The sequence below is a fragment of the Actinoplanes italicus genome (assembly GCF_003001815.1).
Taxonomy (GTDB): domain Bacteria; phylum Actinomycetota; class Actinomycetes; order Mycobacteriales; family Micromonosporaceae; genus Actinoplanes; species Actinoplanes italicus.
Map to the genome: position 1 here is coordinate 338,504 of NZ_PVMZ01000007.1, position 23,904 is coordinate 362,407.

The following is a 23,904-nucleotide window of genomic DNA, read 5'->3' on the forward strand; positions in this document are numbered from 1 at the left end:
GGGACATCCCGGGTGACCGGACGGGAGCGGGCCGGTTGTCAGCTCCGCCGGCGGACCAGCGTCACACCGTCGCGGACCGGCAGCATCACCGAGTCCACCCGGTCGTCGGTCACGATGTGGTCGTTGAGGCCGGCCACCGCCCGGTCGGCGGCATCCCGCGGCTCCAGCACCCGGCCGCCGCGCAGCACGTTGTCCAGCACCAGCAGACCGCCGGGCCGCAGGCGGGGCACCAGCTCGGCGTAGTAGTCCGGGTAGCCGGTCTTGTCGGCGTCCACGAACGCGAAGTCGATCACCGGGTCCGGGGCGAGGGCCCGCAGCGTCTCGATCGCCGGCGCGATCCGCAGCTCGATCCGGTCGGTCAGCCCGGCCCGCCCCCAGTAGTCGCGGGCCACCCCTGTCCACTCCTCCGACACGTCGCAGGCCAGCAGGCGGCCGCCCGGGCGCAGGCCACGGGCGATACAGATCGACGAGTATCCGGTGAAGGTGCCCACCTCGACCGCGTACTCGGCGCCGGTCATCCGGACCAGCATGGTGAGCAGAGCGCCCTCGTCGTGCGAGATCTGCATGCCGGCGTTGCCGGGCAGCTTCGCCCAGGTCTCCGCGGCGAGGTCGCGCAGCACCTGGTCGGCGGGCGTGCAGTGGGTCAGCAGGTAGTCGCCGACGGCGGGATCGATGATGTCAGCCATACCGGACAGCTTTTCGCAAACCCGGCGGCGCCGTCAGCCCCGGATGGTGTGGCGTCAGCCCCAGATCAGACGCGGCGTCAGCCCCAGATCAAATATGCCCAGCCCGCCACGAACAGGACCAGGATCAGCGCCAGCACCCACGTGGGGACCTTGTGGTCGCCCTCCCGGTCGCGCTGGATCTCACGGCGGATCTTCTCGCGGCGGCGGTCGAACCGGTTCAGCCGTACCTCGCGCTCGGAGGTCTCGGGCGGTTCGGGAAGGTCAGGCTGGCCAGGTGTCGTCATAGCCCGGCCAGCCTAACCTGCTCTCACATACTGGCGATCAGGCGCTCCACCCGCTCGTCGTAGGCGCGGAACGGGTCCTTGCACAGGACCGTGCGCTGCGCCTGGTCGTTGAGCTTCAGGTGCACCCAGTCGACGGTGAAGTCGCGCCGCTTCTCCTGCGCGTGCTTGATGAACTCGCCGCGCAGCCGGGCCCGGGTGGTCTGCGGCGGCGTCTCCTTGGCCTCGAAGATCTGCAGGTCGTTGGCGATCCGGTCGACCGTCTTGCGCTTCTCCATGAGGGCGTAGAGACCGCGGCCCCGACGCACGTCGTGGTAGGCCAGGTCGAGCTGCGCGATCCGCGGATGCGACATCGGGATCTCGTGCTTGGCCTGGTAGCGCTCGATCAGCTTGTATTTCGACACCCAGTCGATCTCGCGTGCGACCGGGTCGAGGTTCTCGCTCTCGATCGCGTTGAGCACCCGCCCCCACAGCTCGACGACCCGCTTGGCGACCGGGTCGCCGCCGCGCCGCTCGACGAACTCGGTGGCCTTCGCGAGGTACTCCTGCTGGATCTCCAGCGCGGAGACCTCCTTGTTGTTCGCCAGGCGGATCTTGCGGCGCCCGGTGACGTCGTGGCTGACCTCGCGGATGGCCCGGATCGGGTTCTCCAGGGTCAGGTCACGCATCACCACACCGGCCTCGATCATGCGGAGCACGATGTCGGCGCTGCCCACCTTGAGCAGGGTGGTGACCTCGTTCATGTTGGAGTCGCCGACGATCACGTGAAGGCGGCGGTAGCGCTCGGCGTCGGCGTGCGGCTCGTCGCGGGTGTTGATGATCGGCCGCGACCGGGTGGTCGCGCTGGAGACGCCCTCCCAGATGTGCTCGGCACGCTGCGACAGGCAGAACACCGCGCCGCGCGGCGTCTGCAGCACCTTGCCGGCCCCACAGATCAGCTGGCGGGTGACCAGGAACGGGATGAGGACGTCGGCGAGACGGCCGAACTCGCCGTGCCTGCTCACGAGGTAGTTCTCGTGGCAGCCGTAGGAGTTGCCGGCCGAGTCGGTGTTGTTCTTGAAGAGGTAGATCTCCCCCGCGATGCCCTCGTCGTGCAGACGCTTCTCCGCGTCGACGAGAAGGCCCTCCAGGATCCGCTCGCCGGCCCGGTCGTGGGCGACCAGGTCGGTGACGGAGTCGCACTCGGGGGTCGCGTACTCAGGGTGGGAACCGACATCGAGGTAGAGGCGGGCGCCGTTGCGGAGGAAAACGTTGCTGCTGCGTCCCCAGGACACCACTCGGCGGAACAGGTAGCGGGCCACCTCGTCGGGCGACAGCCGCCGCTGTCCCCGATAGGTGCACGTGACTCCGTACTCGGTCTCGAGGCCGAAAATTCGCCGTTCCATGTCAGAACACTACCGGCAGAAACCGGTTCAGCGGCACCCACAACCGGCCCTTTCCATGATTGCGGGGCGTGGTCGCAGTGACCACGCCCCGCAATCATGCACACGGCTTACTTCTCGGTGCCCTCCGCGGTCTCCGACGCCGCCGACTCGGTCGGTTTGCCCTCGGACGGCGCGGGCGGTGCCGCGTCGACCTCGCCCAGATCCGCGTCCGACACCGACTCGTGCCCGAGCAGGGTGGTCAGCGCCGCCCCGGTCAGCCGCCGGAACGCCCGGCCCGGACGCCGCCGGTCCAGCACGGCCACCTCGAGCTGCTTGTCGGTGAGCTGGCGGGCCTGCCCGTTCTCACCGCCGACACTGCCCAGCGCCTCGGACGCCAGGGCCAGCGCCACCGTCAGCTCAGCCGTCGCGTCGTGCCGGTCACGCAGCACCGTCGCGATCGCCTCGGCCTGTCCGCCCATGGCCATGAAGCCCGGCTCGTCCATGACCGAACCGTCGTAGGTGATCCGGTACAGCTCGTCGGCCTCGGGGGTCGCGCCGACCTGCGCGACGCAGATCTCCACCTCGTACGGCTTCTGCGTCTCCGAGAAGATCGCACCGAGTGTCTGGGTGTAGGTGTTGGCCAGCGCCCGGGCCGTCACGTCACGCCGGTCGTAGCTGAGACCGACCATGTCGGCCATCCGCACGCCGCCGCGCCGCAGCGCCTCGAACTCGTTGTACCGCCCGACGGCCGCGAACGCGATCTTGTCGTAGATCTCGCTGATCTTGCGCAGGGTGGTGATGTTCTCGGCGACCAGCAGGATGCCGCCCTCGTAGGTGAGCACCACGGCCGACCGGCCACGGGCGATGCCCTTGCGGGCGTACTCCGAGCGGTCCCTCTGGACCTGCTCGGGTGATGCGTAGAACTGCATGGCCACAGGTGGCTACCTCTCTTCCTCGAAGTGCGGGTCAGCCGCCCGGGTTCTCGTGACGCCCCGCGACGACGCGTTCGGCCACCGTGGTGATCTCTTCGTCGCTGAGCCGGTGCGTGCCGTTCGCCGTAGCGGTCATCACCACCGGGTAGATCTTGCGGATGACGTCCGGCCCGCCGGTGGCGGTGTCGTCGTCGGCCGCGTCGTAGAGCGCCTCGACCGCCAGGTTGATCGCGTCCTCGGTGCTCACCCCGGCCCGGTAGCGCTTCTTCAGCGCCGACTTCGCGAACAGCGAACCCGAGCCGATCGCCTCGTAGCCGGTCTCCTCGTACAGGCCGCCGGCCACGTCGAAGCTCCAGATCCGGCCCGGGCCCACGCCCTCGGCCGGCGCCAGGTCGAAACCGGCGAACAGCGGCACCACGGCCAGGCCCTGCATGGCCGCGCCCAGGTTGCCACGCACCATCGCGGCCAGGCGGTTCGCCTTACCGTCGAGGGAGAGCATGGCGCCCTCGATCTTCTCGTAGTGCTCGAGCTCGACCTGGAACAGGCGGATCAGCTCGATGCCGATGCCCGCCGTGCCGGCGATGCCGATCAACGAGTACGCGTCGGCCGGGTGCACCTTCTTGATGTCCCGGCTGGCGATGAGGTTGCCCATGGTCGCCCGGCGGTCACCGGCCATCACCACACCGTCGGCCGTCGCGATGGCGACGATCGTGGTGCCGTGCGGTGCGATGTCCGCGGACAGGCCCGGTGGTAGCGGCCGCCGGCCCGGCAGCAGCTCCGGTGCGGCCTGGCTCAGGAACTGCGTGAAGGAGGACGTCCCCGTGCTGGTGAAGAAATCCGGTAGACGCCCGGATGGATCAAAGCCCGTCGCCACGTGGTTCCTTTCGAGTACGTGCAGTTGACGCACAATATCCCGCCAGAGCGTGCGGGTGCGATCAACATCATCGACATGTCTTGGAGGAAATGGCGGGCGCCGCCGAAACGGCGGCGCCCGATCACCTAGAAACGGACAAAACGCTCACTGACCGCCTTTTTGCACGTACCCACGCACAAATTCTTCGGCGTTCTCCTCCAGGACGGAGTCGATCTCGTCCAGGAGGTCGTCGACGTCCTCGGTGATCTCCGCGTGCCGTTCCGCTACCTCGGGATTGGCCTCGACGGTGACGTCCTCGATCTCCTGGTCGCTGCGGCCCTTGCCACTCTGCGACTGACCACCTGTGTCTCGGGTTGCCATGGATGTCCCCCTTCAGAAGCCACCCGAAGTCCTGCAACATCGGGATGGGAAAAACCTACCTCGCACCTGTGACGAAACGGCCCGCCGGAACGGGTGTTTTATTACCGGCTCGTGATCACCTCGAGCAGATCCTTGGCGGTGTCGCACTTGTCGAACAGCGCCCCGACATGCTTCTTGGTGCCACGCTCGGGCTCCATCATCGGCACCCGGACCAGCGACTCCCGGCCCACATCGAAGATCACCGAGTCCCAGCTGGCGGCGACCACCTCGGACGCGTACTGCGCCAGGCAGCGGCCACGGAAGTAGGCCCGGGTGTCCTCCGGCGGCTCGTACATCGCGCGCTGGGTGGCGTCCGGGTCGAGCAGGGTCTTCATCGATCCACGGGCCACCAGGCGGTGGTAGAGGCCCTTCTCCGGGCGTACGTCGGAGTACTGCAGATCGACGAGCTGGAGTTTCGGCGAGGACCAGCCCAGGTTCTCGCGCTCCCGGTAACCCTCCAGCAGCCGCAGCTTGGCTACCCAGTCGAGGCTGTCGGACAGCACCATCGGGTCGCCGCCGAGCTTCTCCAGGACGTCCTCCCAGCGGTCCAGCACGTCGGAGGTCTGCTCGTCGATGTCGGTGCCGTAGCGGTCGTCGCAGAACTGGCGGGCCCGCTCGTAGTAGGCCCACTGCAGGTCCAGGGCGGTGAGTCGGCGGCCGTCGCGCAGACGCATCAGGTGCGCCAGCGTCGGGTCGTGGCTGACCGCCTTGAGCTCCGAGACCGGGTCGGCGATGCCCAGCTCGCCGGTGAACACCTTCTCCTCGATCATGTTGAGGATCAGGGCGGTGGTGCCCACCTTGAGGTAGGTGGAGATCTCCGACAGGTTGGCGTCACCGATGATGACGTGCAGGCGGCGGTACTTGTCGGCGTCGGAGTGCGGCTCGTCGCGGGTGTTGATGATCGGCCGCTTGAGGGTCGTCTCCAACCCGACCTCGACCTCGAAGAAGTCGGCGCGCGAAGAGATCTGAAAACCGGCGCCGCTGCCGTCCTGGCCGATACCGACACGACCGGCCCCGCAGAAGATCTGCCGCGTCACGAAGAACGGCGTGAGGTGGGCGACGATGTCGGCGAACGCGGTCTGACGCCGCATCAGATAATTCTCGTGTGCGCCGTACGACGCACCCTTGTTGTCGGTGTTGTTCTTGTAGAGCTGGATGCGGTGCGTGCCGGGGATCGTGGCGGCCCGGCGCGACGCCTCGGCCATCACCCGCTCGCCGGCCTTGTCCCACTTGACGATGTCGAGGGGGTTGGTCACCTCGGGCGTGCTGTACTCCGGGTGGGCGTGGTCGACGTAGAGGCGGGCTCCGTTGGTCAGTATCACGTTGGCCAGGCCGAGGTCCTCGTCGGCGAGGGCTTCGGCCGGGTCGTAGGCGGCCCCGGAGTAGGTGAATCCGCGGGCGTCGCGCAGTGGCGACTCCTCCTCGTAGTCCCAGCGGGCGCGGCCTTTGCTGCTGAGCTCGGGGCGGGCGCCGTAGGCGTTGACCACCTGGGAGGACGTGACCATCGGATTGGCACCGGGCTGACCGGGAACCGAAATGCCGTACTCGACCTCGGTCCCCATAATCCGTCGAACGCTCATGCGACCACCCTGTCCGCCACGAAGCTGCGCCTGCTCATGCATCGAGCCTAGACGCTCTGCCCGGCCTTTCCGAAACTCCCCGTGCCCGCGTCGGAACCTTCAGTCGCAGCCGGTGCCCGCAGCGGCTCCCCGGGACCGAGAACGATCCCGGGCGGGCGTTGCAGAGCACGTCCCAGCGCCTGCCCCGGCTGCTCCACGAACCGGTGGACGAACCCGGCGGCGAGCAGCGTGCCACCGGCGAACAGGAGCCCGAACAGGATCGGCCCGGCCTTCTCGACCGGCACGACCTGCTTGAGCAGCCCCAGGACCACCACGTGCAGCAGATAGATCGAGAAGCTGACCGCGCCGAGCCAGGTGAGCACGGCCGGCATGCGGCGTTCACGCAACGCGAAACCGAGCACGAAGGTGATCGTGACGGCCGTCGTGACACTGACCCAACGGACGAGTTCTTCCGGCTGGCCGGTGTGCAGCCGGTTGGCGAACACACAGCCGAGGAACACCACGGTGAGTGCGGCGACGGCCGTACGCCGCGGGATCTCGCCGTGCTGGAGCCGGTGGACGACCGTTCCCGCGAACATCACGCCCAGCATCAGCAGTGCCTGCCAGGAGGCGGTCGCCACGACCCAGCGGGTGGCGTGGCCGTTCACGGCCGGCAGCAGCACGAACGCGATCCCGGCCGCGCCGGCCGCCAGCACCAGCGGGCGCCGGCCGCTCAGATAGGCGCCCAGGCACCCGGCGACCAGCAGGATCAGCAACGCGGCCAGCAGGAGCCGGCGGCCGGGGGTGCCGCCGAGCAGCGCGTCCGGCAACATCGGGCCGCCCGTGACGGCGGCCAGGGTGAGTCCGGCCGCCCACCAGGCGCTGAGGCGGTGCAGGTTCCACGCGAAGAGCCCGGCGACGATCAGGTAGAAGGCCATCTCGAAGGAGAGCGTCCAGAACGGGGTGATCATCCCGCTGACGCCCACGAAATCCTGCAGCATCGTGACCTGGCCCAGAGCTCCGGCGACGGTCTCCTCGCGCAGGCCCGGGTGGAGATCGCCGAGCCCGGCCGCGACGAGGAGCACGACGACGGCGACGGTGAACAGGTAGGCCGGGTAGATCCGGGACAGACGACCGATCCAGAACCTGCGCAGCGAGCCGTGCCGCTCCAGCGACATCGGGATCACATAGCCACTGACCAGGAAGAACAGAAGCACACCGTACTTGCCCAGGTCGAAGTACTCATAGATCAGCAGATGGTTGCGGGTGCCGATGACGTACGGGCTCAGGTGGAAGAGCGCCACGACGACGGCCGCGAATCCGCGCATCGCGTCGAGCCAGGCCATGCGCTGGATCTTGGTCACGGGCCGCGACCATAACCGCTGTGCGGGGTACTCCGGTTAACACCTGCTTGCCGGCGGGTGGCGGGCTCACGACACGCCGGGCGAGAGCCTGGGCGGGCCGTTCGACCCAGCGGTGCCCGGCCCAGGCCGCGGCGAGCGAGCCGGCCGCGAACGCCACGGCCGTGACGAGCGGGTCGTCGGTGAGCCGGCGGACGACGGCCAGCACCGGGATGTGCAGCAGATAGAGCGAGTAGCTGATCACGCCGAGCCGGGTGAGCACGGCCGGGACGCGCCTGGTCCGCATCGCCCACGCGAGCGCGAAGGTCGCCGCGACAGCCACCGCGACGGACGGCCTGATCTGCACGGCCACACCCGCGGTGACGAGGACGAGGGCCGCCACCGCGGCGGGCGGGCGGATCTGCCGGTGCTGGAGACGGAAGAGGACCGTGCCGGCGAACATCACCGCGAGCATCTGCGCGGCCTGGGCCGACGACCGGCTGGTCACCTCATCGGTGGCATGACCGTTGAGGAGCGGCAATGCGGCGGTGCAGATTCCGGCGGCACCGGCGGCGAGGACGAGGGGCCTCCGGCTGATGAGGTACGCGCAAAGCCCGCCGGCCACCAGCACGAAGGCCAGCACCGCGGTGATCCGGCGGCCGTCGGCCGTCGCGCCGAGCAGGGCGTCCGGCGGACCCGCCGCCGCCAGGACGGTCAGCCCCGCCGCCCACCAGACGGTGCCGCGCCGCCCGCTCCATACGAAGAGACCGGCCACCAGCAGGTAGAAGATCATCTCGAAGGAGAGCGTCCAGAACGGGCGCACCACGCCACGGGTGCCGAGCAGGTCCTGCAGCATGGTGACGTGCCCGAGGACCGCGGTGGTGGTCTCGGAAGTGAGCTGGGCGGGCATGCGCATCATCCCGGCAGCGCCGAGGACCAGCGCGACCGCCACGGCCAGCAGGTAGGCCGGGTAGATCCGCAGCAGCCGCCCGACCCAGAAGCGCCGCAGGTCGCCGTGCCGTTCCAGCGACATCGGGATGACGTAACCGCTGACCAGGAAGAACAGCAGCACACCGTACTTGCCCAGGTCGATGACGCCGAAGATCCGCAGGTGGAGTGTGGTGCCGAGGACGAGCGGGCTGACGTGGAACGCCGCCACGATGATCGCGGCCCAGCCGCGGAGGGCGTCGAGCCATGCCAGGCGGCCTTGGGTCATACGGGGTTGAACGAGGGCGGGGCCGGAGGGAAACCCTCCAGCCCCGCACCGTAACGCGTCTTACAGGTACTGACCGGTGTTGGTCGCGGTCTCGATGGACCGGCCGGCCTCCGCGCCCTTGCCACCGGAGACGAGCGTACGGATGTAGACGATCCGCTCGCCCTTCTTGCCGGAGATGCGGGCCCAGTCGTCGGGGTTGGTGGTGTTCGGGAGGTCCTCGTTCTCGCGGAACTCGTCGACACAACTGTCGAGCAGGTGCTGCAGGCGCAGCCCCTTCTTGCCGGAGGTGAGGAACTCCTTGATCGCCATCTTCTTGCCGCGGTCGACGATGTTCTGGATCATCGCGCCGGAGTTGAAGTCCTTGAAGTACAGGACCTCCTTGTCACCGTTGGCATAGGTGACCTCCAGGAAGCGGTTCTCCTCCGTCTCCGTGTACATCCGCAGGACGACCGCCTCGATCATCGCGGCGACCGTGGCGTCCCGGTTGCCACCGTGCTCCGTCAGGTCGTCCGAGCTCAGCGGCAGGTCCGCCAGGATGTACTTGGCGAAGATGTCCTTCGCCGCCTCGGCGTCCGGGCGCTCGATCTTGATCTTCACGTCGAGTCGTCCGGGGCGCAGGATGGCCGGGTCGATCATGTCTTCCCGGTTGGAGGCGCCGATGACGATCACGTTCTCCAGGCCCTCGACACCGTCGATCTCGCTGAGCAGCTGGGGAACGATGGTGTTCTCCACGTCACTGGAGACACCCGAACCACGGGTCCGGAAGATCGAGTCCATCTCGTCGAAGAACACGATCACCGGGGTGCCCTCGCCGGCCTTCTCACGGGCCCGCTGGAAGACCAGGCGGATGTGCCGCTCGGTCTCACCCACGTACTTGTTGAGCAGCTCCGGGCCCTTGATGTTGAGGAAGTAGCTGGTGTGCTTCTCCTCGCCACGTCGCTCGGCGATCTTCTTGGCCAGCGAGTTGGCCACCGCCTTGGCGATCAGGGTCTTGCCACAGCCGGGCGGGCCGTAGAGCAGGATGCCCTTCGGCGGGCGCAGCTGGTGCTCCCGGAACAGGTCCGCATGCAGGAACGGAAGCTCGACGGCGTCGCGGATCTGCTCGATCTGCGAGTGCAGGCCACCGATGTCGCCGTAGTCGACGTCGGGCACCTCCTCCAGGACGAGTTCCTCGACCTCGCTCTTCGGAATCCGCTCGTAGGCGTACGCCGAACGCGGCTCGATCATGAGCGAGTCGCCGGCGCGCAGCTTGTCGATGTCGAGCGAGTCGGCGAGGAACACGATGCGTTCCTCGTCGGCGTGCGACATGACCAGCGCCCGGTCGCGGGGGCCGCCGGACGGGTTGTCCAGGACCTCCTTGAGCGAGACGACCTCGCCGGTGCGCTCGAACCCGAACGCGTCGACGACGTTGAGAGCGTCGTTCAGCAGGACTTCCTGTCCGCGCTGGAGCTCGTCGGCGGCGAGCGACGGCGAGACCGCCACCCGCAGCTTGCGGCCGCCGGTGAACACGTCCACCGTGCCGTCCTCGTGTGCCGCCAGGAATACGCCGTAGCCGCTCGGCGGCTGGGCGAGCCGGTCAATCTCTTCCTTGAGAGTGACGATCTGGGCTCTGGCTTCCTTGAGGGTCGCCACGAGCCTCTCGTTGTTTTCCGTCACTCGGGAGAGCTGCGCCTGCGTTGCCGCGAGCCGTTCCTCGAGCTGCCGGACGTGCCGGGGGCTCTCAGTCAACTTTCTCCGGACCAGAGCTAGTTCCTCTTGCAGGAACGCGACCTGGCTCGAGAGATCGTTGGCCTCCTTCTCCCATCGTGCGGCGCGGGAGTTCTCATCGTCGCTACGTGCCACGTCCCACCTCCCCGGGGGGCTTGAACGTCTTGGGTTAACACTAGCCGTTGCGAAGCGGTTTTCGACCCATGCAACACCCTCGTCACCGACTCTTGATCGATTGGTCCGAAGGTGGCTGAGCCGGTCGGACATAGTTCGGGTACCGTCGGCCCCCACGGGTTGCAGGAGGTAGATGTGGCGTCGGACACTGGTGAGCTGCGGGTCTGGATCGATCAGGATCTCTGTACTGGTGACGGACTCTGTGTCCAGTACGCCCCGGAAGTGTTCGAACTCGACATCGACGGCCTCGCCTACGTGAAAAACGGCACGGGCGAGTTGCTCCAGGCACCCGGGATTCGCGCGGACGTACCGCGTCAGTTGTTGCTCGAGGTCATCGACTCCGCGAAGGAGTGCCCCGGCGACTGCATCCACGTGGTGCGGGCGGCCGACGACGTCGAGGTCGCCGGCCCGGACGCCGCCTGAGGCTCAGAGCGTGGGGCGCCCGACCAGGGACGCGACCACCCGGGAGAACTCCTCCAGGCGGGCGATCTGACCGGCGCCGCCGTCGTCGAGTGTCTTGCCGAACCGCAGCGCGTCGTGCCGCAGCGGCGCCCGGCCCTCGTCCTCGCCGACACCGGGCGGCGGCACCGCGTCATCCACCGAGCTGAGCAGCAGGTAGACGTCGATGCTGTCGACCCGGGCCTGCCCGTTCGGGGTGCGGGTGAGGCGCCGACGGCAGCCCACCTCGGTCACCGTCGACAGCGGCACCACGCGCAGCGACGACGTCATCGCGCCGACCGGGCCGTCGCCGGGCGCCACGTCCTCGCCGTGCCAGAGCACCAGGCGGCTGCCGTCACAGACGACCACCTCCTGCCACACCCCGTTCACCTCGTTGACGAAGCGCTCGAGTGTGAAACACAGCACCTGCGCGCCGCGCAGCACCCCGAAGAGTGCCTCCAAGGCCACCTCGGGGTCACGCAGATAGGCGCGCGCCGCCGAGTCCAGGTCCGGGTAGGGCGACCAGTCGGGGAAAACCGCCGGCATCTCGTTGCTGCCGCCGAATGGCGGAGAGCTCATGGCGCCAACTCCTGTCCTCCCGAGGCCGAACCCCCACGGAACCTACCGGACGAAAGCTACGACGGTCACTCCCCCGCGGCTTCCATGGCGGTCACCTGACCCGCGGCTTCCGCGGCGGTCACCCGCTGCGGCCTCCCGCGGCGGTCACTCCCCCGCGGCTTCCATGGCGGTCACCTGACCCGCGGCTTCCGCGGCGGTCACCCGCTGCGGCCTCCCGCGGTGGTCACTCCCCCGCGGCCTCGACGGCCTGCGCGGCCAGCGCCGCCTGGGTGGCCTTGCGAATCGCGTACGCCTCCGCGCCCTTGCTGGGCTTGCGCCGCCGCGGCGGCGCCGTCACGCCGGGCGCGAGCTTACGCGCCGACACCAGGAACGCGGTGTGCGCGATCATCCGGTGATCCGGCCGGACCGCGAGGCCGTCGGCGTGCCAGTCGCGCACCAGCGACTCCCAGGCCCGCGGCTCGGTCCAGCCGCCACGCTCGCGCAGCGCCTCGACCAGCTCGGAAAGCTGCGGGGTGGTCGCCACGTAGCCGATGAACACGCCGCCCGGGATGAGCGCCTTCTCGACCATGTCGAGAGCCTCCCACGGGGTCAGCATGTCCAGGATGATCCGGTCGAAACCGGTGATGTCGTTGCCGGCCACGTCACCGTTGTGCAGGTGCCACGCCGGGTGCGGGCCGCCGAAGAACGCCTCCACGTTCTTACGGGCGATCGCCGCGAAGTCGTCGCGCAGCTCGTAGCTGTGCACCTCGCCGGAACTGCCGACGGCCCGCAGCAGAGAGCAGGTCAGCGCACCCGAACCGGCACCCGCCTCGAGGACCTTGGCGCCCGGGAAGACGTCGCCCATCGCGACGATCTGCGCCGCGTCCTTCGGGTAGATCACCTGCGCGCCGCGCGGCATCGACAGCACGTAGTCCGACAGCAGCGGGCGTAGCGCCAGGTAGGCGGTGCCGCTGGTCGCGGTGATGACACTGCCGTCCGGCAGACCGATCAGCTCGTCGTGCTGCAGAGCGCCGCGGTGGGTGTGGAACGCCTTGCCGGGTTCCAGCACGATCGTGTGCATCCGCCCTTTCGGGTCGGTGAGCTGAACGCGGTCGCCCTCCCGGAACGGCCCGCGGTGCGCGGGAACGTCGTCGACGACGGTGGCTGAGGTTGTGGTCACTGCTCTTCTCTCAGGGATCGCTGATTCCCGCCCGGCGCTTTCTCACCTGGCGCTTTCTCACCTGGCGCGCCGTGGTTCCAGCACGGCCGCCACGTCGGCGACCCGCAGGACGCCCACGACATCCTCGCCTGCGGTCACCAGGTACTGCGCGCCAGGGTGGGCCTGCAGCGCGCGGACCACCTGCTCACCGGTGAGCCCGAGCGGCAGCGTGGTCAGCGCGTCACGGGACCGGGCCACGCTCTCCACGCTCACCCAGGGCCGCCGGTCGACCGGAACCCGCTCGGCGGCGACCGGATCGACCAGTGCGGTGAGGCTACCCGCCGAGTCGGCGACGGCCAGCACCACGTCCGGTCTCGGGTCCTCTGCCCGGCGCCGCTGCGCCTCACCCAGCGGTGTGCCGGCCGGCACCGCCAGCACCGGCCGTACCAGCGAACCAAGGTCGACCAGCGGGAACCGGCCGGTCATCCGGCCCAGCCGGATCGACTGCCCGGCCCCCTGCCACAGCGTCAGCACCACCAGCAGCACGAAGACCAGACCCAGCAGAGTGACCAGACCCACCCGGTAGAGCACGATCGACACCGACGCGGTCACCAGCGCCAGCGCCCGGCCCGACCAGCCGGCCACCACGGTCGCCCGGTTGCGGTCCTTCAGCATCGCCCACAGCAGCGCCCGCAACGCCCGGCCGCCGTCCAGCGGCAGGCCCGGCAGCACGTTGAAGAACGCCACCAGCACGTTGCTCAGCGCCAGCTGGAAGGCGATCTCCCCGGCCAGTGTCCGGTCCGGCAGCACCAGCGCGGCCGCCGTGGCCACCCCGCCCAGCAGCAGCGACACCGCCGGCCCGGCCAGCGAGACGAGCGCGTCCACCCGCGGGGCCGGCGCGTCCCGGTCCATCTCGGTCCAGCCGCTGAGGAGTTCCAGAGTGATCCGGCGCACGCCGATGCCGAACCGGCGAGCCGTCAGCGCGTGCCCGAGTTCGTGCAGGAGAACCGAGCCGAGCAGACACACCACGAAACCCAGGCCGACGAGGTACGCCCAAGGCTGCGCGAGTCCCAGCTCGGCGCGGGCATAGTTGCCGTACACCACCGTGACCAGCACCGCGAGCAGCACCATCGACGCGTTCGCATGCACCGGGATGCCCGCCACATGCCCGACCGGCCGCCCGGCACCCGGCGGCGGGCCCGGCTGCGGACCCGGCCGCCCATCCGGCCGCCGGTCCGGCGACGGGTCGCGCGGTCCCTGGCTCTGCTCCACGCGATCGATGCTACGGACACGCCCGCACGGGACCCACCCCGCTTTTTTCGTCGTACCTCTGGCCTAGCCTCTGTGACATGACGGCGCTCTCTCCCATGGCGGCCCAGCCGGTCTCCCCGCCCCCGCAGCCCGGCGAGACCCCGGTGGCACCCGCCGCACGGTCCCGACGGCCGGAGACCCCGGCCGGGCCGTCGCTGTCGCCCTCCCGGGCGGCCGACTTCAAGACCTGCCCGCTTCTGTTCCGCTTCCGCACCGTCGACAAACTGCCCGAGACACCGTCGGCCGACCAGGTCCGGGGCACCCTGGTGCACGCCGTCCTGGAGCGCCTGTTCGACCTGCCCGCCGCCGACCGCACCCCGGAGGCCGCGGCCGCGCTGGTCGCCCCCGAGTGGGACAAGCTGGTCGCCCAGGAGCCCGAGCTGGCGTCCATCTTCGCCGCCGAGCCACCAGCCCGGGGTCGTCCGGCCCCTTCCACGGCCGCTGCCGTCTCCGGCTCCGGCTCCGGCCCTGCCTCCGGCCCCGCCCCGGCTTCCGGCCCCGTCCCGGCTTCCGGCCCCGTCCCGGCTTCCGGCCCCGTCCCGGCTTCCGGCCCCGTCCCAGGCTCCGGCTCCGGCTCCGGTGACGTCGACGCGCCGGTCCTCCCGGTGTCGCCGGTGCGTGATCCCGCAGCGGTCGAGGCCGAGATCGATGCGACCGGCCAGGCCGCGCTGATCGACATCCCCGGCAGCTCGGCCGAGGCGGCCCGGATCGCCGCGTTCCTGTCCGGCGCCCGCGACCTGCTGGCCGGCTACTTCGCGGTCGAGGACCCCCGCCGCCTGCAGCCGGCCGAACGCGAGACCTTGATCTCCACGATGATCGGCGACGAGCTGCTACTCCGCGGTTACATCGACCGCCTCGACGTCTCGCCCGCGGGCGACCTGCGGGTCGTCGACTACAAGACCGGCGGGGCACCGCGCGAGGCCTTCGAGGGCCGCGCGCTGTTCCAGCTGAAGTTCTACGCCCTGGTCCTGTGGCGCGCCCGGGGCACGGTTCCCCGGGCGCTGCGCCTGCTCTACCTGAAGGATGCCGAGGCCCTCGACTACAGCCCCGACGCAGGCGAGCTGGAGCGGTTCGAGCGCACCCTGATCGCCCTGTCCCAGGCCATCGAACGCGCCAAGCGCAGCCAGGACTTCCGCCCCAAGCCGAGCCGCCTGTGCGGCTGGTGCAGCCACCAGAGTCTGTGCCCCGAGTTCGGCGGCACCCCGCCGCCCTACCCGGTCACCGCCCCGGCCGGCGGCCCCACCGCCGACCAGGAACCCGACCGGGTCGGCGCCCTGCTCAGGGACGACCCCCTTGGCTGACCCGCCCGGCCCTCCGGCCGTACCGGCCAACCACCGCGGCCCCCGCAGCGGGGCCGGCCCGGCCGTGCCTCGCCATGGCCGGGGCAGGCCCGGCCCGGCCATGGCCCGCCATTGCCGAAGCAGTTCTGACCCGGCTGTGCGGGGACACGGCCGGCCGCGGGCCCTCCCCGACCGTGCCGGGTCGGCCACGCCGTCTCCGGAGGCCGGTCCAGTCATCCCGCCGGGGGAAAGCTCGGATGGTCTGTGCCCCGCACCAGACCGACACTCCCTACGAAACCGACAGCAGATGCCGCTGGGCGGTGGCTTCCAGCATGGCCTGCACCCCGTACGAGGCCGGCACCTCTCGCAGTTCCGGCGACGGATGCCGGTGGGCGGCGGACCTGCCGGTGCCGGCTCGGGAGGGTGGGTGGCCGGGCTGTGACCGGACCGCTGCGCGTTCTCCTCGCGGACGCCGCTCCCCTGCACCGGGCGGGCCTGCGGACGGTCCTCACCGCGGCCAACGAACCGGGTCGAGGCTATTCCGCTGCCGGGATACCGCCCGGCGGCCACTCCTCAACCGGAACACCGCCCGGCAGCAACTCCTCTGCCAGCGCGCCGTCCAGCAGCAACTCCTTCGCCGGGTCATCGTCCGGCAGCAACTCCTTCGCCGGGTTACCGTCCGGCAGCAACTCCTCTGCCAGCGCGCCGTCCGGCAGCAACTCCTTCGCCGGGTCATCGTCCGGCAGCAACTCCTTCGCCGGGTCACCGTCCGGCAGCAACTCCCCTGCCAGCGCGCCGTCCGGCAGCAACTCCCCTGCCAGCGCGCCGTCCGGCAGCAACTCCTTCGCCGGGATACCGTCCGGCGGTGACGCCTCGGACGCGGAGCGGATCGTCGGGGAGCGGGAGATCGTCGTCGCCGGGGAGGCCGGTGACGGGGTGGAGGCGGTCGATCTGGCCCGGCGTCTGCTGCCCGACGTGCTGATCTGCGACGTCACGCTGCCGCGGCTGGACGGCCTCGGTGTGGCCCGGTCGGTCACTGAGGCGCGGCTCGCGGTGCGGGTGCTGCTGCTGACCGACCGGGACTCCGACGACGAGGTGGTCGCCGCGATCGGCGCCGGTGCCGCGGGTTATCTGTGCAAGGACACCCCACGCGATGAGCTGATCGCCGCCGTGCGGGCCGTCTCGGCCGGTGGCGCGGTGATCGCCCCGCTGGTGCTCGCGCGGGTTCTGACCCGGATCGCCGCGGCGCTGCCCGCTGAGCCCGCCAGCAGCACCGCTGCCCGGCTGGCACCACTGACCGGCAGGGAACGCGAGGTCCTGGTGCACGTCGCCCGCGGGCGCAGCAACAGTGAGATCGCCGGCATCCTCGGCGTCAGCGAGACCACCGTGAAGACCCACGTCGGCCACGTGCTGGCCAAGCTCCGCCTGCGCGACCGCACCCAGGCGGTCGCCCTCGCCTACGAGACCGGCCTGGTCCGCCCGGGAACCTGACCGGCAGATCAAGGAACACGAGGCCGAAGCGGCAGGTAGGTCTGCGCCAAGTTCACGATCGTGCCGATTCCCCGGACGCGATGCCCACGCCCAACCGACCCGACCTGATCACCCAGCAGCACCCCACGCACCCATCCCCGGTCGACCTGATCGCCCAGCGGTGTCCCGCGCACCCATCCGACCCGACCTGATCACCCAGCAGCACCCCACGCACCCCTCCCAGGCCGACCCGATCACCCAGCGGTGTCCCACGCACCCAACCGACCCGACCCGATCACCCAGCAGCACCCCACGCACCCCTCCCAGGCCGACCCGATCGCCCAGCGGTGTCCCACGCACCCTTCCTGGGCCGGGAAGCAGCCATATCACGGGGCCGGCCTCCGAAAACAGCCCACGATGATCGTCCAGCACCGGGAAAAGGCGGTCATCCCCCACGCAAGCCGACGACCACGGCCACCCGACACCTGACGGCCCGCGAGCTGGCGTAGCCGAGTCACCTCAAGGGAGGGGAACCCCGGCCCGAGATACGGCTGACAGCCTCACACCCCGACTCGGAAGCGCGCCTACGAAACATGGCCGAGAGAGGTAGCCGATGTCGACGCCGATACCGGAGCGGCGGATCAGGCGGGCAAGCCGGCCAAAAAAGGCGACGCCCGGAACCGGAACGGCAGGTCAGACGAGCAGCCCGGCCAAAAGGCGACGCCCGGAACCGGAGCGCCGGATCAGACGAGCAGGCCGGCCAGAAAGGCGATGTCGACGCCGGTCAGCGTGGTCCGCAGGTGTACCCCGTCGACGGGAGCCAGTTCCAGTTCGGCCGGCACCGCCAGCACCGCCGCGCCCGCGGCGGACGCGCTGGCCACGCCGCTGGGCGAGTCCTCGATCGCCACGCAGGAGCCGATCGGCACGCCGAGCAGGGCGGCCGCGGTCCGGTACGGCTCCGGGTCGGGTTTCGGCCGCCCGACCTCGTCGCCGCAGACGATGACGTCGAAGTTCTCCCGTCCGAGGGTCTTGAGTGCCACCTCGACCAGCCGCCGCCCGGTGGAGGTGACCAGCGCGGTCGGCACCCCGGCCGCCCGGACGGCGAGCAGCAGCTCCATGGCGCCGGGCCGCCAGACGAGGCCTTCGGAGAACAGCTCCTCGACCCGGTTGCTCAGCCAGGCGACGTCCGGCGCCTCGGGGCGGCCGGGCTGGCCCAGGTCGTCGCGGAAGATCTGCATGCTGAGGGACATGCTGGTGCCGACCATGGCGAGGCGGGCGGCATCGGAGAGGACGCCGCCGGCATGCACGGCGAGCTCGGACAGGGCGATGCCCCAGACCCGCTCGCTGTCGACCAGCGTCCCGTCCATGTCGAAGAGCACGGCGGCAGGATTCACCGCACCATTCTCCGTTCGCCCCGCCCCGCTGCCGATCGATTGTGACCACGCCCTCAGAGCCCGCAGGGCTCCAGCGAGTCCTCGTATCCCTCGGCGAACGACCCGAAGCGCTGTGCGGGTGACCCGTGCGCTCCGGGCGCGAACCACGGCTGGTCCGGATCGTCGCCGACGGCTTCGAGTCCGTCGGCGAGCTCCTGGGTGTCGTCGGATTCCATGCTGAGGCTCTTGTCGCGGACCTTGTCACCGATGAACGCCCCGGCCATGCAGTCGGCCTGGAGTTCCTGCTGGATGGTGAACTCCTTGCGGATGCCGAGGCGGGCCTGGATGGCGTGCGCGTACTCGTGGCCGAGCAGGTAGTACACGAACGCGTCGCCGAGCTGCTGGAACGCCGCGAACGCCCAGTTGACGTCGTAGGCGATGAAGTCGCCGGCCGAGCAGTAGACCGCGTTGTTGCGCGGCAGCGGCTGCCCGGCACAGTCCAGTTCGCCGTCACGTTCGTACGGGATGATCTGCCTCACCGGCTCGAAGCCGGATCCGAGCCGCTGACTCCAGTAGACCTCGGCGACGTGCTGCGCCACCCGCATGTCCTGCTGGAACTCCTCGGGTGTGTCGGTGCCCTCGGGGCCGAGGTCGCCGGTGCCCGTGGCGCCGGGTGTCGCGGCGGGCCGCCCGGCGGGCGGCGGTTCCTGCACGGGCAGGCATCCGACGGTCAGCAGGGCGGCCGCGAGAGCCGCGAGAAGGGCCAGGAGCGGTGCCGGTCGAGCGCGCATGCGGTCCTCCAGGACGGGGGTTTCCACGTTAATCGGCATCGACCAAGATCGACCGGCTCAGGGGCTTCCCTGAGAGTCCCCTGGGTGCCACCCCCAGGGAAATCTCCGCGTCGGCCTACGCCGCCGGACGGACGCCGCGGGGCCGGGACGCCGAAACACTGAGCCGGACGGAATTCTGGAGACCACAGGGGGAGACACGGTGGCTGCGACGAATGCCGGCGGGCCGGTGGCGGCGCGCGCGGAGGAGATCTGGAAGGTGTACGGCTCGGGTGAGGCCCAGGTCGTGGCGCTGCGGGGGGTCAGTGCCGAGTTCGGGAGGGGCCGGTTCACGGCGATCATGGGGCCGTCCGGCAGCGGCAAGTCGACGCTCATGCACTGCCTGGCCGGCCTGGACACGGTCGACAAGGGCACGGTCCACATCGGTGGCACCGAGATCAGCACGCTGGGCGACAAGGCGCTGACCCGTCTGCGCCGGGATCGGATCGGCTTCATCTTCCAGCAGTTCAACCTGCTGCCGACGCTGAGCGCGGCGGAGAACATCACGCTTCCGCTGGACATCGCCGGCCGCAAGGCCGACCCGCAGTGGTGGGACACGGTGATCGGAACGGTCGGTCTCAAGGACCGCCTCAGGCACCGGCCCAGCCAGCTCTCCGGCGGTCAGCAGCAGCGGGTGGCGTGCGCGCGGGCCCTGATGGGGCGGCCGGACGTGATCTTCGCGGACGAGCCGACCGGCAACCTGGACTCCCGGTCCGGCGGCGAGGTGCTGTCGTTCCTGCGCCAGAGCGTGCGGGAGCACGGCCAGACCATCGTGATGGTCACCCACGACCCGGTGGCGGCGAGTTACGCCGACCGGGTGGTGTTCCTGGCCGACGGTTCGATCGTCGACGAGCTGGCGAACCCGACTGCCGAGACGGTGCTGGACACCATGAAGCGGCTGGACACGCCGAGCGACTCGGTGATGCTCTGATGTTCCGCGCCACCCTCAAGAGCCTGCTGGCCAGGAAGCTGCGGCTGGTCCTGTCCGGTCTCGCGGTGATCCTGGGCGTGATGTTCGTGTCGGGCGCGCTGGTGCTGACCGACACGCTGAACCGTACGTTCGACTCGATCTTCTCCGACGTCTACGCGGCGACCGACGTCTCGGTCACCGCGAAACCCAAGGTCGAGGTCTCCGAGATGGACGGTGAGGAGGTCTCCGCGCCGCTTCCGGCGTCCGCCGTGGAGACGATCAAGACCCAGGCGGGCGTACGGTCGGCGACCGGCCGTGTCGACGCCGACGGGGCCAGGGTGATCGCCACCGACGGCAAGGTGCTCACCTCGTTCGGCCCTCCACGGATCGGCTCGAACTGGACCGGCACCGACGAGATGATGGAGATCCGCTCCGGCCGCGGTCCCGAGGCGCCGGACGAGATCGCCCTGAACGCGACGACCGCGAAACTGGCCGGCTACGCCGTCGGCGACCGGGTGCCGGTCCTCACCCAGCAGCCGAAACGTGAGTTCACGCTGGTCGGCATCTGGGGTTACACGGGCGGACGGGACAGCATCAGCGGCGTGCAGGAGGTCGCGTTCACCACGCCGGTGGCGCAGGAGCTGATGCTCGGCGAGAAGGACGTGTTCACCTCGGTGACGGTGGCCGCCGCCGACGGGGTCACCCCGGACCAGCTGCGCGATCGCCTCGCTCCGGTGCTCGGCGCCGGATACGAGGTGAAGACGGGGGCGCAGCTTTCCGCGGAGGACTCGGCGAGCCTGAAGGAGGGCATGGGCTTCTTCAACCAGATCCTGCTCGGCTTCGCCGGGGTCGCGCTGTTCGTCGGCATCTTCCTGATCCTCAACACGTTCTCGATCGTGGTCGCCCAGCGCACCCGTGAGCTGGCGCTGCTGCGGGCGATCGGCGCGTCGCGCCGCCAGGTGATCAACTCGGTGCTGGTGGAGGCCGTGGTGGTCGGCATGATCGCCTCGGTCCTGGGCCTGCTGGCCGGGATCGGCGCGGGCGCCGGGCTGGGCGCCCTGTTCAGCGGCATGAGCGGCGGGATGGACCTGGCCCCGATCGGGGTGCCGCTGTCCGCGGTGATCAGCTCGTTCACGGTGGGCATCCTGGTCACCGTGGTCGCCGCGGTGATGCCGGCGCTGCGCGCGTCGCGGATCGCCCCGGTCGCCGCGATGCAGGACGTGGCCACCCCGGACCGCCCGCTCACGAAGCTGACGGTCGCCGGGACCGTGGTGACCGCGGCCGGCGCGGCGGCGCTGGGCACGGGCCTGTTCGTGGCGAGCGGCGACTCCGCGCTCTATCTGATCCTCGGCGGCGTGCTGGTCACGTTCATCGGGGTCGCGCTGCTCACGCCGTTGATCAGCCGTCCCGTGGTGTCGCTGCTGGGCAGGCTGTTCGCGTGGTCGGTGCCGGGCCGCCTGGGCCGGCTCAACTCGGGCCGCAACCCGCGCCGGACGGCGATCACGGCGGCCGCGCTGATGGTCGGCATCGCCCTGGTCACGGGCGTGACCGTGGTGATGGACTCGGCGAAGAGCAGCCTCAAGGCCGAGGCGGCACGGATCCTCAAGGCCCAGATCATGATCAGTGGCGATCAGGGTGGGCCGCGTCCGCCGACCTACGATCCGGCCGTCGTCGACCGGGCCGAGGCGATCCCGGGGGTGCGGGCGGCCGCGGGGCTCTACAACGACCTGGTGGCGATCGGGGGCGAACGGTCCTACATCGCCGCCACCGAGGACCTGTCGAGGCTGGCCGAGGCGTATGGGACGACGGCCGCGAAGCTCGGCGCGGACCAGATCGCGGTGAGCGCCCCGGAGGCTGCGGAGCGGAACTGGCAGGCCGGCTCACAGGTCTCGATCCAGACCTCACGCGGCGAGGCCCACACGTACACCGTGTCCCAGGTCTTCACCGAGGATACGCTGCCGGGCAGCATCATCCTGCCGGCCGAGGCGATCAAGGGCTTCGGCATCACGCAGCCGGTGCTCGGCTTCATCCGGCTCGACGACGGTGTCGCGGTGTCGGCGGTGCTGCCGCAGGTCAAGGCTCTGGTGGCGGACAGTCCCGAGGTGTCGGCCACCGACCAGCAGACGTTCGTCGACAGTCAGGCCGCGATCTTCGACCAGATCATCACGATGATCCAGATCCTGCTGGGCCTGGCCATCCTGATCGCGGTGCTCGGCGTCATCAACACGCTGGCGTTGTCGGTGCTGGAGCGTACCCGCGAATTGGGTCTTCTCCGGGCCGTAGGCCTCGGCCGTGCCCAGACGATGCGGATGATCACCGTCGAGGCCGTGGTGATCGCGGTCTTCGGCGCTCTGCTCGGTGTCGCGGTCGGCGCCGGCATGGGCAGCGCGGTGGCCCGTGCCCTGAAGGACGACGGCATCACACAGATCGTCCTGCCGTGGGACCGGATGGGCACCTACCTGGCCCTGGCCGCGCTGGTCGGCGTCATCGCCGCCGTCCTGCCGGCGATCCGGGCGGCGCGCCTGAACGTGCTGAACGCCATCGCGCACGACTGACCGCCACGACGCCGCGCACGACACAGAGGTGGCCCCGGCTCCGGCCGGGGCCACCTCTGCCGTGTCAGGCCAGGATCTTGTCGAGCTTGGTGAAGCTGGAGCCCCAGCCCTCGCGGGCGCCATCGGCCATCGCCTCGGGGAACGGGCTCTGCGTCACGACCAGCCGGGTCCGGCCGCCCTCCTCCTCGAAGAACTCGATGCGCAGCCGCAGCTTGTCGGCGCCGAAGTCGGGGATGTGGCTCACGTCCTCCTCGCCGACGATCAGCTCGTTCTCCACCACCTCGACGAACGTCGCGTTCACCGGCGACGCCATCGACGGATCGTCGTCGTTGACCATGGTGAAGACCTGCTTGCCCCCGGGGCGGACGTCCATGTCGATGGTGTCGCGGGGCACCGACCAGCCGACCGGGCCGAACCACGCGGCGAGCTGGTCGGGGTCGGCGAAGGCCCGGTACACCAGGTGGCGCGGGGCGTCGAAGATGCGGGTGATGACGAGGTCGGTCACTGGTCGTCCTCCTGAATGCGTTTGAGGTGGGCGTCGAGGCGGTCGAGGTTGTCGTCCCAGTAGCGGCGGTAACGCTCCATCCACGCGGTCGCCTCACGCAGCGGCGCCGCCTCGAGACGGCTGGAACGCCACTGCGCGGAACGGCTGCGGGAGATCAGTCCCGCGTTCTCCAGCACCTTCAGGTGCCGGGAGATCGCCGGGAGGCTGATGTCGAACGGCTCGGCGAGCTCGTTCACGGTCGCCTCACTGTCGGCGAGGCGGGCAAGGATGGCGCGGCGCGTGGGGTCGGCAAGCGCCGAGAAGATCACGCTCAGCCGATCCGGCACCGCACTCGCCCTCCAGTATTTAACGCCTCGGTTAATTAACGGGCAGGTTAAGAACCTAACGACGCCCGCGGCGCTTGTCAAACCTTGCTGGGGATGCGCCGGTGCAGCTCGGCGAGAAGGACCTCCGGTCCGGGGGACATCAAACCCACATCGATGATGTACGCGAACTCGCCGCCCCTGCGGCGCACGCGGGGTGCCCCGCCACTCCCCGCGAGCTCGGTCGCGTAGTCCTCACCGACCGGGATCATCACCAGCTCGGTGAACGGGCCACGCCCGTGCAGTGCCACGGAGGCGATGCCGGACCAGGGCAGATGGACCGGCCGGCGGCCGGTGGCGGCGAAGTCCAGCCCGTGCACCGAGGTGTGCAGCCACCCCAGCCGGCGCCAGACCAGCAGCATCAGCAGGGCCGCCACCACGGCGGGGACGATCAGGACGGCCTCGGCGAAGACCACGATGTCGGCGGCGCGCGGACGGTACCCGGCGGCCATCCGCACCAGCACCGTGATCAGCAACATCGGCAGCCACGCGGCGGCCAGCACCCACAGCGCGGTCACATAGAACATGCCGCGGGCCTGAAAGAAGCTCACGGTGTCGTCCGTGGGCCCGAGCACCTGATCCACATGGTCGGCCATATGCAGCATTATGCCCGTATAAATGCGA

Annotated in this window: 24 protein-coding genes; 5 read left to right on the plus strand and 19 right to left on the minus strand. The window is 70.1% G+C overall.

Annotated elements, in window-relative coordinates:
• Positions 1–38: 38 nt before the first annotated feature.
• The 10 genes from CLV67_RS19650 to arc form a co-directional block, all read right to left on the minus strand.
• On the minus strand, positions 39–686 hold the full coding sequence (locus tag CLV67_RS19650; protein ID WP_106320371.1) for an O-methyltransferase: 648 nt from the start codon (positions 684–686) through the stop codon (positions 39–41).
• Between the two features lie 77 nt (positions 687–763).
• The gene (locus CLV67_RS19655; protein WP_106320373.1) at positions 764–970 is read right to left on the minus strand and encodes a hypothetical protein; all 207 of its coding nucleotides are present in this window, start codon (positions 968–970) and stop codon (positions 764–766) included.
• A gap of 23 nt (positions 971–993) precedes the next feature.
• The gene (pafA, locus tag CLV67_RS19660) at positions 994–2,352 is read right to left on the minus strand and encodes a Pup--protein ligase (protein ID WP_106320375.1); all 1,359 of its coding nucleotides are present in this window, start codon (positions 2,350–2,352) and stop codon (positions 994–996) included.
• Between the two features lie 107 nt (positions 2,353–2,459).
• Positions 2,460–3,266 carry a proteasome subunit alpha gene (prcA, locus tag CLV67_RS19665; RefSeq protein ID WP_106320377.1) on the minus strand — a complete coding sequence of 269 codons (807 nt, stop codon included), beginning with the start codon at positions 3,264–3,266 and terminating at the stop codon, positions 2,460–2,462.
• A gap of 31 nt (positions 3,267–3,297) precedes the next feature.
• Positions 3,298–4,137 carry a proteasome subunit beta gene (gene prcB / locus CLV67_RS19670; RefSeq protein ID WP_106320379.1) on the minus strand — a complete coding sequence of 280 codons (840 nt, stop codon included), beginning with the start codon at positions 4,135–4,137 and terminating at the stop codon, positions 3,298–3,300.
• Positions 4,138–4,281: 144 nt separating this feature from the next.
• Positions 4,282–4,497, minus strand: coding sequence for a ubiquitin-like protein Pup (locus tag CLV67_RS19675; protein ID WP_106320381.1), 216 nt, complete (start codon positions 4,495–4,497; stop codon positions 4,282–4,284).
• A gap of 101 nt (positions 4,498–4,598) precedes the next feature.
• Positions 4,599–6,116, minus strand: a complete 1,518-nt coding sequence (gene dop, locus CLV67_RS19680) for a depupylase/deamidase Dop (protein ID WP_106320383.1) — start codon at positions 6,114–6,116, stop codon at positions 4,599–4,601.
• Positions 6,117–6,163: 47 nt separating this feature from the next.
• Positions 6,164–7,450 carry an acyltransferase family protein gene (locus CLV67_RS53430; RefSeq protein ID WP_239166425.1) on the minus strand — a complete coding sequence of 429 codons (1,287 nt, stop codon included), beginning with the start codon at positions 7,448–7,450 and terminating at the stop codon, positions 6,164–6,166.
• Positions 7,338–8,651 carry an acyltransferase family protein gene (locus CLV67_RS19690; RefSeq protein WP_106320387.1) on the minus strand — a complete coding sequence of 438 codons (1,314 nt, stop codon included), beginning with the start codon at positions 8,649–8,651 and terminating at the stop codon, positions 7,338–7,340. Before CLV67_RS19690 ends, CLV67_RS53430 begins: the two co-directional genes overlap by 113 nt.
• 60 nt (positions 8,652–8,711) lie before the next feature.
• The gene (arc, locus tag CLV67_RS19695; protein ID WP_106320389.1) at positions 8,712–10,493 is read right to left on the minus strand and encodes a proteasome ATPase; all 1,782 of its coding nucleotides are present in this window, start codon (positions 10,491–10,493) and stop codon (positions 8,712–8,714) included.
• Positions 10,494–10,667: 174 nt separating this feature from the next.
• On the opposite strand from arc, the gene CLV67_RS19700 reads away from it, so the two are divergent.
• Complete coding sequence (locus CLV67_RS19700; protein ID WP_203737179.1) at positions 10,668–10,955, plus strand: ferredoxin; 288 nt, start codon at positions 10,668–10,670, stop codon at positions 10,953–10,955.
• Positions 10,956–10,958: 3 nt separating this feature from the next.
• On the opposite strand, the gene CLV67_RS19705 is transcribed toward CLV67_RS19700, so the two are convergent.
• The 3 genes from CLV67_RS19705 to CLV67_RS19715 all read right to left on the minus strand — a co-directional run bounded on the left by CLV67_RS19705 (position 10,959) and on the right by CLV67_RS19715 (position 13,851).
• Positions 10,959–11,549 (minus strand): hypothetical protein, encoded by a 591-nt coding sequence (locus CLV67_RS19705; RefSeq protein ID WP_093611934.1) that lies wholly within the window; start codon positions 11,547–11,549, stop codon positions 10,959–10,961.
• A gap of 223 nt (positions 11,550–11,772) precedes the next feature.
• Positions 11,773–12,708, minus strand: coding sequence for a tRNA (adenine-N1)-methyltransferase (locus CLV67_RS19710; RefSeq protein ID WP_106320393.1), 936 nt, complete (start codon positions 12,706–12,708; stop codon positions 11,773–11,775).
• A gap of 57 nt (positions 12,709–12,765) precedes the next feature.
• Positions 12,766–13,851 (minus strand): site-2 protease family protein, encoded by a 1,086-nt coding sequence (locus tag CLV67_RS19715; RefSeq protein WP_106320395.1) that lies wholly within the window; start codon positions 13,849–13,851, stop codon positions 12,766–12,768.
• A gap of 251 nt (positions 13,852–14,102) precedes the next feature.
• On the opposite strand from CLV67_RS19715, the gene CLV67_RS19720 reads away from it, so the two are divergent.
• On the plus strand, positions 14,103–15,299 hold the full coding sequence (locus CLV67_RS19720) for a RecB family exonuclease (protein WP_249037956.1): 1,197 nt from the start codon (positions 14,103–14,105) through the stop codon (positions 15,297–15,299).
• A 515-nt stretch (positions 15,300–15,814) separates the two neighbouring features.
• Here the strand turns inward: CLV67_RS19720 and CLV67_RS53435 are convergent.
• Entirely contained in the window at positions 15,815–16,273 is a 459-nt protein-coding gene (locus CLV67_RS53435; protein ID WP_239166429.1) for a hypothetical protein, read from the minus strand.
• On the opposite strand from CLV67_RS53435, the gene CLV67_RS19725 reads away from it, so the two are divergent.
• Complete coding sequence (locus CLV67_RS19725; protein WP_239166426.1) at positions 16,167–16,769, plus strand: LuxR C-terminal-related transcriptional regulator; 603 nt, start codon at positions 16,167–16,169, stop codon at positions 16,767–16,769. The two genes, CLV67_RS53435 and CLV67_RS19725, sit on opposite strands and share 107 nt — an antisense overlap.
• Before the next feature lie 722 nt (positions 16,770–17,491).
• On the opposite strand, the gene CLV67_RS19730 is transcribed toward CLV67_RS19725, so the two are convergent.
• Together CLV67_RS19730 and CLV67_RS19735 are read right to left on the minus strand one after the other, a co-directional pair.
• On the minus strand, positions 17,492–18,127 hold the full coding sequence (locus CLV67_RS19730; protein ID WP_170153935.1) for an HAD family hydrolase: 636 nt from the start codon (positions 18,125–18,127) through the stop codon (positions 17,492–17,494).
• 68 nt (positions 18,128–18,195) lie between these two features.
• On the minus strand, positions 18,196–18,912 hold the full coding sequence (locus CLV67_RS19735; protein ID WP_106320399.1) for a neutral zinc metallopeptidase: 717 nt from the start codon (positions 18,910–18,912) through the stop codon (positions 18,196–18,198).
• A gap of 199 nt (positions 18,913–19,111) precedes the next feature.
• Here CLV67_RS19735 and CLV67_RS19740 point away from each other — a divergent pair, with 199 nt between their 5' ends.
• A complete protein-coding gene (locus tag CLV67_RS19740; protein ID WP_106320401.1) occupies positions 19,112–19,879 on the plus strand; it encodes an ABC transporter ATP-binding protein in 768 nt (255 codons plus the stop codon).
• Complete coding sequence (locus CLV67_RS19745; RefSeq protein ID WP_106320403.1) at positions 19,879–22,413, plus strand: ABC transporter permease; 2,535 nt, start codon at positions 19,879–19,881, stop codon at positions 22,411–22,413. The genes CLV67_RS19740 and CLV67_RS19745 overlap by 1 nt, the downstream gene beginning before the upstream one ends.
• Before the next feature lie 64 nt (positions 22,414–22,477).
• Here CLV67_RS19745 and CLV67_RS19750 read toward each other — a convergent pair whose 3' ends face one another.
• The 3 genes from CLV67_RS19750 to CLV67_RS19760 form a co-directional block, all read right to left on the minus strand.
• Positions 22,478–22,918 (minus strand): SRPBCC family protein, encoded by a 441-nt coding sequence (locus CLV67_RS19750; RefSeq protein WP_170153928.1) that lies wholly within the window; start codon positions 22,916–22,918, stop codon positions 22,478–22,480.
• Positions 22,915–23,244 (minus strand): ArsR/SmtB family transcription factor, encoded by a 330-nt coding sequence (locus CLV67_RS19755; RefSeq protein ID WP_106320406.1) that lies wholly within the window; start codon positions 23,242–23,244, stop codon positions 22,915–22,917. Before CLV67_RS19755 ends, CLV67_RS19750 begins: the two co-directional genes overlap by 4 nt.
• 77 nt (positions 23,245–23,321) lie before the next feature.
• Positions 23,322–23,876 carry a hypothetical protein gene (locus CLV67_RS19760; protein ID WP_106320408.1) on the minus strand — a complete coding sequence of 185 codons (555 nt, stop codon included), beginning with the start codon at positions 23,874–23,876 and terminating at the stop codon, positions 23,322–23,324.
• Positions 23,877–23,904: the final 28 nt, after the last annotated feature.

Bases quoted from the DNA above. Each gene is read 5' to 3' on its own strand.
- CLV67_RS19735 (WP_106320399.1), bottom strand. From the start codon at position 18,912: ATGCGCGCTCGACCGGCACCGCTCCTGGCCCTTCTCGCGGCTCTCGCG.
- CLV67_RS19705 (WP_093611934.1), bottom strand. From the start codon at position 11,549: ATGAGCTCTCCGCCATTCGGCGGCAGCAACGAGATGCCGGCGGTTTTC.
- CLV67_RS19655 (WP_106320373.1), bottom strand. From the start codon at position 970: ATGACGACACCTGGCCAGCCTGACCTTCCCGAACCGCCCGAGACCTCC.
- CLV67_RS19650 (WP_106320371.1), bottom strand. From the start codon at position 686: ATGGCTGACATCATCGATCCCGCCGTCGGCGACTACCTGCTGACCCAC.
- CLV67_RS19760 (WP_106320408.1), bottom strand. From the start codon at position 23,876: ATGGCCGACCATGTGGATCAGGTGCTCGGGCCCACGGACGACACCGTG.
- CLV67_RS19690 (WP_106320387.1), bottom strand. From the start codon at position 8,651: ATGACCCAAGGCCGCCTGGCATGGCTCGACGCCCTCCGCGGCTGGGCC.
- pafA (WP_106320375.1), bottom strand. From the start codon at position 2,352: ATGGAACGGCGAATTTTCGGCCTCGAGACCGAGTACGGAGTCACGTGC.
- CLV67_RS19745 (WP_106320403.1), top strand. From the start codon at position 19,879: ATGTTCCGCGCCACCCTCAAGAGCCTGCTGGCCAGGAAGCTGCGGCTG.
- CLV67_RS19675 (WP_106320381.1), bottom strand. From the start codon at position 4,497: ATGGCAACCCGAGACACAGGTGGTCAGTCGCAGAGTGGCAAGGGCCGC.
- dop (WP_106320383.1), bottom strand. From the start codon at position 6,116: ATGAGCGTTCGACGGATTATGGGGACCGAGGTCGAGTACGGCATTTCG.